Annotated in this window: 11 protein-coding genes and 1 tRNA gene; 7 read left to right on the forward strand and 5 right to left on the reverse strand. The window is 29.8% G+C overall.

Going from position 1 to position 13,317, the window contains the following annotated elements; translation table 11 throughout:
• The 3 genes from RSB60_RS01615 to RSB60_RS01625 all read right to left on the reverse strand — a co-directional run.
• Positions 1 to 1,706, reverse strand: a 1,706-nt coding sequence (locus tag RSB60_RS01615) for an EAL domain-containing protein (RefSeq protein WP_332614168.1), incomplete at its 3' end; no start/stop codon positions are given.
• 137 nt (positions 1,707 to 1,843) lie between these two features.
• On the reverse strand, positions 1,844 to 2,500 hold the full coding sequence (locus RSB60_RS01620; RefSeq protein WP_332614170.1) for a diguanylate cyclase domain-containing protein: 657 nt from the start codon (positions 2,498 to 2,500) through the stop codon (positions 1,844 to 1,846).
• Positions 2,501 to 2,568: 68 nt separating this feature from the next.
• Entirely contained in the window at positions 2,569 to 3,183 is a 615-nt protein-coding gene (locus tag RSB60_RS01625) for a TetR/AcrR family transcriptional regulator (protein WP_323380486.1), read from the reverse strand.
• 887 nt (positions 3,184 to 4,070) lie between these two features.
• Here RSB60_RS01625 and RSB60_RS01630 point away from each other — a divergent pair.
• From RSB60_RS01630 to RSB60_RS01650, 5 genes are all read left to right on the forward strand, one after another.
• Complete coding sequence (locus RSB60_RS01630) at positions 4,071 to 5,474, forward strand: glutamate decarboxylase (protein ID WP_323380485.1); 1,404 nt, start codon at positions 4,071 to 4,073, stop codon at positions 5,472 to 5,474.
• Positions 5,475 to 5,509: 35 nt separating this feature from the next.
• Complete coding sequence (locus RSB60_RS01635; RefSeq protein ID WP_332614172.1) at positions 5,510 to 6,979, forward strand: amino acid permease; 1,470 nt, start codon at positions 5,510 to 5,512, stop codon at positions 6,977 to 6,979.
• A gap of 179 nt (positions 6,980 to 7,158) precedes the next feature.
• On the forward strand, positions 7,159 to 9,387 hold the full coding sequence (locus RSB60_RS01640) for an EAL domain-containing protein (protein WP_332614174.1): 2,229 nt from the start codon (positions 7,159 to 7,161) through the stop codon (positions 9,385 to 9,387).
• Complete coding sequence (locus RSB60_RS01645) at positions 9,384 to 9,917, forward strand: GNAT family N-acetyltransferase (RefSeq protein WP_332614175.1); 534 nt, start codon at positions 9,384 to 9,386, stop codon at positions 9,915 to 9,917. The genes RSB60_RS01640 and RSB60_RS01645 overlap by 4 nt, the downstream gene beginning before the upstream one ends.
• Positions 9,918 to 9,936: 19 nt before the next feature.
• A complete protein-coding gene (locus tag RSB60_RS01650) occupies positions 9,937 to 10,752 on the forward strand; it encodes a VanW family protein (RefSeq protein WP_332614177.1) in 816 nt (271 codons plus the stop codon).
• Positions 10,753 to 10,761: 9 nt separating this feature from the next.
• Here RSB60_RS01650 and RSB60_RS01655 read toward each other — a convergent pair whose 3' ends face one another.
• Both RSB60_RS01655 and RSB60_RS01660 read right to left on the reverse strand, forming a co-directional pair.
• Entirely contained in the window at positions 10,762 to 11,373 is a 612-nt protein-coding gene (locus RSB60_RS01655) for a YczE/YyaS/YitT family protein (protein WP_323380480.1), read from the reverse strand.
• A 68-nt stretch (positions 11,374 to 11,441) separates the two neighbouring features.
• Positions 11,442 to 12,314, reverse strand: a complete 873-nt coding sequence (locus RSB60_RS01660; protein WP_332614179.1) for a DegV family protein — start codon at positions 12,312 to 12,314, stop codon at positions 11,442 to 11,444.
• A gap of 116 nt (positions 12,315 to 12,430) precedes the next feature.
• Here RSB60_RS01660 and RSB60_RS01665 point away from each other — a divergent pair.
• Positions 12,431 to 12,505: transfer RNA gene (locus RSB60_RS01665), tRNA-Arg, on the forward strand.
• A gap of 295 nt (positions 12,506 to 12,800) precedes the next feature.
• Positions 12,801 to 13,256, forward strand: a complete 456-nt coding sequence (locus tag RSB60_RS01670; protein ID WP_332614181.1) for a hypothetical protein — start codon at positions 12,801 to 12,803, stop codon at positions 13,254 to 13,256.
• Positions 13,257 to 13,317: the final 61 nt, after the last annotated feature.

The following is a 13,317-nucleotide window of genomic DNA, read 5'->3' on the forward strand; positions in this document are numbered from 1 at the left end:
CAAACACCTACTGAACAAGATACCTTTGTAGATTCATTAGCTGAGAATGTTTGACAGATTTTGAGAAGTTTCTTTTCTAGTTCAAATTGTTCAAGCTTGTAAGGAATGAACAATGCGAATTCATCTCCTCCTAAGCGACTAATAATATTAGTTTCAGGGAATATTTCTATTAAAAGTTCAGCGACAAAACAAAGTATTTTATCACCAGAAATATGTCCTAAAGAGTCATTGATATTTTTAAAGTGATCAATATCTAATATGATAAATATTCCTTCAGGTTGTTTATTATGAGAAAAAAACTTGTGTACTCTTGCTTCGAATTCAGTACGATTAAGAAGATTAGTAAGTGTATCTTTCTCAGCACGTTCTTTCATATCAAGAATTGCGGTTTTAAATTCTTTCTGTTTTACAAACTTTGATACTTTCTTTTCGCAAATAGCATTTCTTACTCTATTTGGAAGAGAAATTGAAGAATAAGGACTTACGATACAATCAGATACTCCTTTTGATATGCATTTTGTAATCAAATGACTGGAGTGATGTATAGTTAAAACAGGGATATCATATAAATTACATTGATAAACTATTTTCGAAATCAGATTTAGAGTGGTATTTTCCAAAACATTTACGATTACTGAAGAAATAGTAGAATCATGACTAGATATATAATCAATCATTTCATCGGCAGTAGTAAAGGATAGTGTCGTATATAATTTTTTGAAAACTTGTTTGAGCGTATTAAATTCTAGATTTGTTTCGTCTAAAATTAAAATAGAATCATGTTTATTATAAACTAAAGTATTTTTTTTATTTGTAGTCTGCTTGACTAAATTCTTATTGTTTAGTGATGAAGAAATGAATTCGGTAAAATCAGGAATTGACAATGGTTTTGAAAAATAGTAGCCTTGACCTCTTTCACAGCCAAGTGATCTTAATAGATTGACTTGTTCGATAGTTTCAATTCCTTCAGCAATAATATGCATATTAAGCCATCTTGCTAAACTAATAATAAAGCTAATTATATCTCTTCGATTTTTAGTGAAATGATTTCCTTGAATGAAACGTATATCAAGTTTTAAAACATCAATTGGAAGTTCAGAAAGCATATTAAGTGAAGAATATCCACTTCCAAAATCATCCATGGCAATGATAAAACCTAGCTTTTTAAGTTTCTTTAAAGTAATTATTAAATCTTGTTCATTTTCAATATATGCTGTTTCAGTTATTTCTAAGTAAAGAAATTGTGGAAGTACATTATATTTATTTACTATATTCATGAGGATTTGATCAATATTTGGATTGTAAATATCGGCACGTGACATGTTGACTGAAATAGGGATAGGTTTTATACCATTGTCTATCCATTCTCTAATTGTTTTACATACTTTTTCCCATATAAAGACATCGAGTTTTGTAATAAATCCGTTCTTTTCTAATAAGGGAATAAATTCAGTAGGAGATATAATACCTTTCTTTGGATGAATCCAGCGTACTAATGCTTCGGCACTTGTTAGTTCTCCAGTTACTAAATCATGTTTAGATTGTAGATAAACTTGAAATTCTTCATTAAGTAGAGCATTTTCCATATTTAAAGAAATAAACTGTTCATTAAGAAGTCGTTGCCTAATTTTCTCATTATAGAATACATAAAGAGTGTCATATTTATCTTTGATTGATTCAAGTGCAAGATACGCACGGTCACACATAATATTGACGGGAATTGTTCTATCCTGTATTTGATATATGCCATATTTTAAAATATTATTTAAATTATGATTAAAATCTTTAATATATTTTGTAGAGGACTCGAAATGAACTTTAAGATATTTTGCTGGACGGGGAATTAATAAAGCAAAAATATCTTTGTTGATTCTGCAACATATCCCCTATTCTTGGTGTCGCGTCTTAACATATCAGCGACAAAACATAAAAGTGAATTTCCTTCGTTGATACCATAAAATTCATTTACTAATTTAAAGCGCATGATGTCACAACAAATAATATCAAATTCAATAGAAGGATTCTCTTTAATTATTTTTTCGGCATATTTATAAAAATATTCTTTTGTGTACAGTTTAGTTAATGAATCATAGGTTATCATATGTGAGAATTCGTTGCTTTCACATATCGTAATTGTATTGAGTAATTTAAGTTTAAAAATTTCTGGTTTATATGGCTTAATGATGTAGTTTTGAACACCAAGTTCTAAAACTCTTTTTTCTAGATGCGTATCTGTAGTAGTGCTAGTAACTAGTACAGGTATCTTTGATAATTGATTATTTTTATTCATTGTGCAAAGAAAATCATATTTTTGATCTAGTTGAATATTGATATCTAAAATGATTGCGGAAAAATCATCATATTGTTTATCTACTATTTCTTGTAAATTTTGGATATCAGTAGCGATAAAGATTAAAAAATCCTTATCTAAGATATCTAGCAATATCTTTTTATCCTGAACATTTTCTTCTAGAACTAAGATTTTCTTTTTAAAAGTCATAAAATTCTCCTTATATTAAATATTAACTTTATATCTGTCATACAAATGACAGATTGTTGTAAAAAAAATTATTTTTTAAGATAAAAAATAAAAATTTCTAATCCTTGTTCAAAGCATTGCGTGGAAAGTTCATCAAAAACAGCATCTTCTCCTGTAAAACTTGCGACACTTTGAATAAAACCTTTAAATTTTCTAATCATTGTTTCTACGATTAAATCAACGTTTATATCGGGTCTAATAGTGCCATCATTAATTCCTTTTGTAAGGATTTGAGTTAATAACTTTTTAATAGCAGCTGTTGTACTCTCTAAAGGGCTCCTTGTATGCCATAAATATAATTGATATTCGGTGCCTAATATTACAAGATTAGGATCATCATTTAAAACCATAAATATTTTTCTAAAATAAGCAGCACATTGCTCAAGTCCACTTAAATTTTGAAAATCAGAAGATTGGATGTAAAGTAATAAAGATTCATAACTAGGTTTCATGTATTCAGAAATTGATTGTATAATTAGATCATTTTTATCTATAAAATAGCGATGAAGACTTCTTAAAGATAAATTTGCTTCTTCTGCAATTTCTTTAAGTGCAGTTTTCTCGATACTCTTTTCTTTGAAACATTTAAGTGAAGCTTGGATGACCTTTTGTCTATTTTCTTCTCGTTGTTTTTCTTTATTCATAACGTACCCCAATGTTTATTAGAATATTGATAATTAATCTCATATGGTAAAGTATATCATTTTTGAAAGAGAAAATATACGTTGAAATTAACTGAAAAACTCATAAATAAACTAATTTTAGCAAATCAATTTTAAAAAATATATTTATAGTGTACTTCATTTTTATAAAAATAATAGATGATTTAATACGTCAGTTTATTTTAAAAAACTTGGATTATAAATAATAATTAAACAAATAAATTTGTGATAAAAAGATAATTATATAGTTACTATTTATAATTTTTAAAATTAGTTATATAAGGTTATATTGATCAAAAAGCGACTAATTCACATAATTCAAAAATGTTAAAAACGGCTTATTTAAAGGCTTATTTTGATTGATGCAAAATTAAAAATCACATTTCTTGCAGGTGAAAAAACATAGTGTTAACATGAAATCAACGATAGAGATAGGTGTTAACGCAAGATAACAATTAAAGTTATCGCATCTACTACTATGGTTAAATAGATGAAATGTGTTTCAAAGCTTTTACAAGCAAGGTACAAACTAGTATTGAAAAATGCATTCATCGAGAAAGCGGAAATTTATTTCCAAACATCGACTAGGAAAATCTAGGACTGATTTTATATCTATGAGAATATAAGTAAAAACTTATACCTATAATTCCCGTATTGTCCAAACTTCTAGATTCTATCCAACGACCTATTCTTTCCCCGATGAACCTCAAGAAGTAAGTAAAAACAAATAATTTAAAATAACTGATGGAGTTTTAAAAGATGTTTTTATTGCGCTCATTTTGAGAAAAGTAATTTTGATTACTGGTTTCTCCTTAAAAACACATGCAAGAATCTGTTTTTATTCCAAAAAATGGTAAAAGGAGGAAATTATGTTACATTTCAAAAAACCTATTAAGGATGAAAATTACGGAACTCCTAATTTAGCTGTATTCTCAGCTGATAACAAGCTCCCAAAAAACAAATTAAACAAAGATTCAATTCCATCAGAAGTTGCTTATCGATTAATCAAAGATGAATTAATTGATGAAGGTAATGCAAGACAAAATCTTGCGACTTTCTGTCAAACCTACATGGAACCAGAAGCTACTAAGCTTATGTCTGAATGTCTTGCGATTAATGCAATTGATAAATCAGAATATCCAAAGATGACAGAAGTGGAAAACTATTGTGTAAATATTATCGCGGACCTATGGCATGCACCAGATGAAACTAAAGTACTAGGTACTTCAACAGTTGGATCATCAGAAGCATGTATGCTTGGTGGTATGGCAATGAAATTCAAATGGCGTAAAGAAGCTGAAGCAGCAGGAATTGATGTTAAAGCTAAAAAGCCAAATCTTGTTATTTCTTCAGGATTCCAAGTATGCTGGGAAAAATTCTGTGTATATTGGGATATTGAAATGCGTTTAGTACCATTAGATGAACAACATATGAGTTTAAATATGGAAACAGTAATGAACTACGTAGATGATTACACTATTGGTATTGTTGGAATTTTAGGAATTACTTATACAGGTAAATTTGATGATATTAAGACTCTCGATAAACTTGTAGAAGAATATAACAAAACTGCAAAAGTTAAAATTGGTATCCACGTTGATGGTGCTTCAGGAGCAATGTTCGCTCCATTTGTACACCCAGAAATCAAATGGGATTTCCAATTAAAGAATGTACGTTCTATTAGTACTTCAGGACACAAATATGGATTAGTATATCCAGGTGTTGGTTGGGTATTATGGAGAGACCAAGAATTTTTACCAAAAGAATTAATATTCTATGTTAACTACCTTGGTGGTGAACAACCAACAATGGCAATTAACTTCTCACGTTCAGGAAGTCAAATTATTGGTCAATATTACATCTTCATGCGTTATGGATTTGAAGGATTAAAATTAGTTCAAACTCATACTCATGATTTAGCAGTAAGTATTACAAAAGAAATTGAAAATATGGGTATCTTCGAAATTTACAACGATGGAGATAACATTCCTGTTATTTGCTACCGCTTAAAGAACCCTGAAAATCATAAATGGACATTATATGAACTTGCTGATCGTTTAGCTATGAAAGGATGGCAAGTACCTGCATATACATTGCCAGAAAACCTTCAAACAACTGTCATTCAACGTTATGTAATTCGTGCAGATTTCTCAGCTGCATTACGTGATGCTTTAGTACAAGATATGAAGATGGCTATTGATTATCTTGAAAAGAATACACACGAAGATACAGCAGGAAAAACAAAATTAGGTAAACAAGGATTTACTCATTAAATAGTAATATTTAAGAATTAATAAAGGAGATTAATATGAGTAACAAAAATACGAATTCAAAGAAACACTTGACCCTTTTTGGTTTCTTTGCAATTACTGCCACAATGGTAATGACAGTTTATGAATATCCAACATTTGCATCATCTGGATTTTCATTAGTCTTCTATCTCATTGTAGGTGGATTATTCTGGTTCCTTCCAGTTGCACTATGTGCGGCTGAAATGGCTACAGTAAAAGGATGGGACACAGGAGGTGTTTATTCCTGGTCTGGTAATATATTAGGTGAAAAGTGGGGTTTCGCCAACATCTTCTTCCAATGGTTTCAAATTACTGTTGGATTTGTAACAATGATTTATTTCATACTAAGTGCATTATCTTATGTATTTAGTTGGGAACCATTAAATAGTAACCCAGTAGTAAGATTCTTCGGAGTATTAATTATTTTCTGGGCATTAACATTCTCACAATTTAAAGGTACTAAATTAACAGCTAAGATTTCAAAACTTGGTTTCATTATTGGTATTCTTATTCCAGCAGTTATCTTATTCGGATTAACTATTGCATTCTTCTTAACAGGTGGTAAGAGTATCATGTCTTTAGATTTTAAAGCACTTATTCCAGATTTCACTAAAATAAATACGTTAGTTGTATTCGTTTCATTCATTCTAGCTTATGCCGGTATTGAAGCATCAGCTACCCATGCAAATGAAATGACAAATGTAAAACGCGATTATCCACTAGCTATTCTAGGACTTGTAGTATTAGCTATTATCCTAAATACAATTGGTGGTATCTCAATTGGAGCAGTAGTTCCAGCAGATAAATTAGGACTATCAACAGGTGTTCTTCAAGGTTTCAGCGGTTTACTCGCTCACTTTGGAAAAGGACTTGATTGGATTGTAAGAGTTATCGCAGTACTTATCGCAGGTGGTGTTATTGCCGAAGTATCAGCTTGGGTAGTTGGACCATCATGGGGTATGCAAGTAGCAGGTAAGATGGGATTAATGCCTAAATCATTATCTGAAACTAATAAAGAAGGCGTTCCTACAAAATTCTTGTTACTACAAGGAATTATCGTAACAGTTTGGACAGCAATCTTAACATTCGGTGGTGGAGGAAATAACAACTTATCCTTCTTCACAGCAATCTCTCTAACAGTTGTTCTTTATATAATAGCGTATGTAATTTTCTTCATCGCTTATATTGTGATGGTATTAAAACATGATGATCTACCTCGTGCATTCCAAATTTCAAAGAGTAAAGTTATACGTTTAATCGTAGGATTCTCAGGACTTATTCTTTCATTAATTGCATTTGGTATCTCATTCATTCCTCCTTCACAATTATCAGGACCTGGGGTTTCTACTACATATTTGACAATTCTAAGTGTAAGTTTCATCGTAGTATTATTTATCCCGTTTATTATCTATCATTTTATGAGAAAGAAAAACCCACTTCCTGCTGGCCAAAAAATGCCAGATATGAGTGAATACGACAAGGAATAAAAACAATTTGCGACCCCATAGAAACTATGGGGTTTTAATTTGCCCAAATTTATATAATTTGAGAAAATAATATTTTTGCAAAAAGAATTATACATTTTTGAAATATACGATATATAATATCAATAGATATACCATAATAAATAGAAAAGTAATATAATTACTTCTATAAGGGTGGACTTATGAAAAAGAAAACGATTTTTGTTATTTCTTTGACAGTTATTTTAGTAACCTTTTTACTTGCGGTTTTTGTGCAGTTTAATAATCAACTTAAAGACCAACTCAATTCACATATAAAAGATCATTTAGAAGAAATTGTAAAACCAAATGTAGTTTCTTTTAATATGCAAATAAAAGAACAAATAAAACGTGTTAATGCTATTTCAAGAGTTTTAGGTGAAGATGGATATGAAATTGGTAGTCAAGAACAAATCGATTTCTTGAAGGTAGTAATTGATGATAATATTTATGAAGATTACATTATTGCCTTACCTGATGGAGTAGCAATCTCATGTACGGATAATTCGATAGAGAATGTTTCGGATAAAACGTATTTTGAGAAATCGCTACAAGGTGAATCTTATGTCACTTTACCAGAACATTATGAAAACATAATTGATCCAGTAATTATGCTTTCTGCTCCAATCACAAGAAATGATACGGTAGTAGGAGTACTAATATGTAAGTACCCAAGTACAGAATTAGATTCAATTTTTAATACAAAACTTCTTTATAATTTAGGTGAAATTTATGTTGTGGATAAAGATGGCGATAAAATAATTGGACATTCAGAATATACGGGTGATACAACAAATTTATTTGAATTTTTATCGCAAGAATGTGCTACCGATAAAAGCGATTCATTTGATAAATGGATACTTAATAATGAAACAAAAACTGCGATGATTGTAATGAATAAAACTAAGAAAGCGATTTTCTTAACATATACCAAATTAGACTATGGAGACTGGTATATGGTTGCGATGGTAGATGAAAAGGAAGCATATAAATCATTTGATAATATATTTAATGAACAACAAAAATATATTGGTATGATAAGTGGTGGTGTCATTGTATATTTGATTATTTTATTAGCACTCACTTTTAGCGATGTGAGAAATGTTGATAGATTAACTGGTGGGTTGACGCTAAGGATGTTTAAATATAAAGCAGTAAAAGAGCTAAAAAAGAATTCTTCTAAAGCTTATGTATTTGTGAAAATTGATATCCGTAACTTTAAATTGATTAATCGAATTTATAGTTATGATTATGGTGATCAGGTTATAAAAAATATTGCCAAGTCATTGGAAGTTACAGCTAAAAAAGAAAATGGTATTTTTTGTCGAGTAGCAATTGATGAATTCATTATACTCTTACCATTCAAGAGTAGAGAATATTTAGATGAAGAGAGAAATCACTTTATCGAATTATTTAGTGTGTTTATGGGGGAAGAATTTAATAAAGTTATAACTTTCCCAACAGGACAATTCATTGTTTATAAAGATGATCCTGAACGTCTAGATATAGATGGCATCATTGAGAAAGTGAATTTTGCTCACCGTGAAGCTAAGAAACGAAGTGGTGACATTATTATTGATTATGTGGAAGATTTAGAGAATAAAGAGATTTTAGCGAAGTCTATAGAAGACAGAATGAATTCCGCAATGGAAAATGATGAATTTAAATTATATCTACAACCTAAAGTGGATATATTAAATCATAATGTAGTTAGTGGTGCCGAAGCTTTAATTAGATGGGAATATGATGGAAATTCTTTTATGTATCCCAATGATTTTATACCAATATTAGAATCTAATGGATATATCGTTAAGACAGATATGTTAATGTTTGAAAAGTCAGTTAAATTTTTAAGAAATATGATAGATAATAATTTAAAACCAATACGAATTTCTGTTAATTTTTCAAGAATTCATTTAGCGAATAAACACTTTGTAGAAGAGCTATGTAAGATTGCGGATAAATATGCAGTACCGCATGAATATTTAGAAGTTGAACTTACAGAATCTGTATTGTCTGATAATGTAATGAAAATCCAAGAACTAATTAGTGAGCTCCATAGAAATAAGTTTACATTAGCGATTGATGATTTTGGTAGTGGATATTCAAGTTTATCATTACTAAAGGATATTGAAGTAGATGTTGTTAAGATAGATAAAGAATTCTTTGTACAATCTAAAATTCCTAATCGAAGTAAAATAGTAATTGAAAATATTATTACAATGTCGAATGATTTAAATGCGCTTACAGTTGCGGAAGGAATAGAAATTGGTGAACAAGTAGAAATACTTAGAGACTTGAATTGTGATATGATACAAGGGTATTATTTCTTTAGACCAATGAATGCAGATAAAATTGATTTAGAAATATTTAATAAGGAGTATACTAAGTGAACTGTACCTACAGAAATTTAACTATTAGAAATGCAAATGCAAAGGATTGTTCTTTATTAGCTACTTGGTGGAATGATGGTAGTGTAATGGCTCATGCTGGTTTTCCTTACGGACTTAATACGAATTGTAATAAAATTGAAAATCAAATTGCAAATGATTCTGACGAAACAAAAAGGCGATTAATTCTTGAAAGAGATAATGAACCAATAGGTGAAATGAGTTTCACTGTTCAACAGAAAACCATTGTTGAGATTGGAATAAAAATATGTGATGTGCATGAACAAAATAAAGGTTTAGGAAAACTGTTTTTATCGATGCTTATTACGGAATTATATAAAAATAAGAAGATAACTAAGATTATTTTGGATACTAATTTAGAGAATAAGCGTGCCCAACATGTATATGAAACACTTGGTTTCAGAAAAATCTCTACAAAATATGATTCATGGACAGATCAATTGGGAAATAAACAATCAGTAGTTGACTATGAACTATTAAGAGATGACTTTATTTCTTTCTTAAAAGACTAAATATTAGAGGGAGAAACATATGAGAAAATTATTTTGTGAAATTTCTCCACTGACTTATAAAATATCTGTGTTAAAATGTCGATTACAAAGAAATGTAAAAGACTTTTTATCATTTCAAACATTCGCAAAAAATAAAAGTTCTGAAGAATTACCAGTTTGCGTTATTAAACACAATTCTCTAATTAGAAGACGATTAGGAAATGTGAATATACAATTACAAGAAAACAAAGCTGTAAATTTAACAATTGCCGCGCCAAAGGTAAATAAGATATTGATTAAACCAAATGAAGTGTTTTCTTTTTGGAAATTAGTTGGGTCAACAGATCAATCCAAGGGTTATAAAGAAGGTCTTACAATTTCTAGTGGTAAAGCAACACAAGGAATTGGTGGAGGAATGTGTCAATTTACAAATTTAATTCATTGGATGATACTGCATTCATCAATGACTATTGTTGAACATCACCATCATGATAGTTATGATTTGTTTCCAGACTTTAATCGTAAAATACCATTTGGGACAGGAACTTCAATTGTTTATAATTATTTAGATTATCGCTTTAAAAATACAACTAATCGAACATATCAATTGATTGTTTATACAACGGATGAATATTTATGTGGAGAATTACGTTGTAGTGAAATACAACCTGAGAAAATACATATTGTTGTAGAGGATGAATTTTTCTCAAAAGAAAATGAAACAGTTTACCGCAATAGTAAAATTTATAGAAATATTATTGATCGTACTACCGGTAAAACAGTTGAGCATAAACTAATTAGGACAAATCATGCAGAAGTGAGATATGATACATCAGCATTAGAAATAAGACAATAAAAAAAGGAGTTATTCGAAGATAACTCCTTTAAAGAATGTTCGTTCAAACAAATGCCTAAAGAATTGAATTCCAGGACCTAAACAGAAGGCAAAGATAATAGAACCAACACCAAGTTGAGCTCCAAGCAAGAATCCTAGAATTAATGCAGAAATATCTTGAATCATTCGACCAGTTGAGTATTTTATTTTAGGGAATTTTTTATTTACAAGATGTGCAAGTGAATCCCAAGGCGCTTGACCGAGATTTCCAGAAAGATACAGACCGCAACCAATACAAACAATAATTATTGCGATAAACATAATCCCAAAGCGTAAAGGCAATGATAATACTGGAAGTGTGTTTATAAAAAATAAAGATGAATATTGAATTACATAACCTACACCAAGCATATTTACAAATGTACCTAAATGAATCGTTTTACGCTCTATCATAAACATGGGAATAAAAAGTAAAGCATTTCCTAATGATATACAGTTACCTAACCCAATGTTTATAATATTATTAATACCACTGAAAAAAGTGGTGCTTGGATCGATACCTAAATCACAATAAACAGTTAACCCAATACCAACCCCAATAATTATATTACCTATAAAAACAAACAAGACTCTTTTTAACATAAATATACCTCGAAAATAATTATATCACGCAATTATATTAAAGATAGAAAAAAGTACCATAAGGTACTTTAACGTCCAGTTGCAAAGAAGAATAAAGCAATTGTTCCAGGGCCTGAGTGTGAACCAATAACAGGACCTATATCACTAATCATAACATCCTTAACATGGGATGATTCAAAGATTTTATTAGCAAGGAACTGGGCATCCTCTAAAGCATCACCGTGAGAAATAAAGATAATTTGATTTGTTGGATCAGTAATTGTAGTAGCTAGTCTATCGGCTAAAGCAGTTAAAGATGCTTTTCTACCATGAGCTTTTGATACATTGACAAGATGACCATCATTGTCAATGTGTAAAACAGGTTTTATTTTTAAAGCGGTTCCGACAAGTGCAACAGCCCCTGATACACGACCACCACGTTTTAAAAATTGTAAATCATCTACAGTAAACCAATGTGCTAATTTAAGAATGTTGTTATTTAACCAAGTAGCATTTTCATCAATAGTCATACCATTTTTTTGATTAAGCAATGCTTGATAAACAAGTAATCCTTGCCCTGCACTTGCAGCAAGAGAATCAATAATAACAATTTTGTTATTAGGATATAAATCTTCTAATTCAGATTTAGCAACTAAACTTGATTGTAAAGTGCCACTCAATCCAGAAGAGAAACCTATATATAGAACATCTTTTCTCTCTTTTAATGTGTTCTCAAATGCTTCTTTAAAGACCATTGGTGTTATTTGAGATGTTGTGGACATATATCCATCTCTTAGTTTTTCATAGAATGTTTTTGCACTCATGTTTTTAAAATCATGTGTGTGTGAAAATGTATTTGAATCAATTGTTACATCCATAGGAAGAATAACAAGGGGATAGTTCAAATAAATATCTTCTGCTAAATCACATGTACAATCAGTAAAAATTTGATATCTAGTCATAATAATTCCTTTCTTGCGAGTTTATAATTATATCATGAATGAGAATTAAATTCTTTTCAATAGATGTGCTTATTAAATTGAAGATTGCTTTTCAATGGCTTATAATAATAAAGTATGCCCCTATAGTTAAATGGATATAACAAGATCCTCCTAAGATCTAGTTACCAGTTCGATTCTGGTTGGGGGTGCCAATTCAGTAGAACGCGATAGATATCATATCGTTTAAGCCTTTAAATAAAGGCTTTTTTAATGCTTTTGAAGATATTTTGAAAAGAGTTAATCCATAGATATCATATAGAAAATAAACAAGAAGCAAGGAAATTACCTAATCACTGCATATTAGTAAGTAGGAGGTAAATGTATTATGGTTTTTGAAGATAGATAGTTGAGTGTTGTTGTCAGACAGATGAAGAAAGTGATGAACATTGCTTTATTTTTTTACCTAATGTAATATATGGATAAATTAGAATTTGAAAGGGAAGAACAATGTTGAAGATAAGTAATTATCAGATGGGGTTTGATGTATGGGGATTAATTTTGTTTTTGATAATTATGTTTCCCAATTTTATATGGTTTGCTATTCCTGCTACTAATGATGTGCTAAGGAACAAATCAATAACTCCAGTTGTAGATATGGTTGCTTCTGTTTTTCAAGTTATAATGGTTGTAGCACTATGTATTATCATAAATAAAAATCGTTATAAACCGATGAAAAAAGTATTGTTTAGAGGAATTGTTATTCTGTTAATATTGTATTACATTGGTTGGTACCTATATTATGCTGGCATAATAAATCAAGTAGTAATTTTGGATTTGATTATTGCACCTTGTTTAGTATTTATATTATTTTCAATATCAAGAAAAAATGTAGTAGCGTTATTATCAGCAAGTATATTTATGTTATGTCATATTCTGTATGGCGTTATAAACTTCATTATCTAACGGTAGAATCCAGTTAAATAATGAAATGAAAAAAATAAAATTTATAAGGATGGAGCAAGTA

This window comes from Anaerorhabdus sp. (assembly GCF_036657415.1).
GTDB lineage: Bacteria > Bacillota_I > Bacilli_A > Erysipelotrichales > Erysipelotrichaceae > Anaerorhabdus.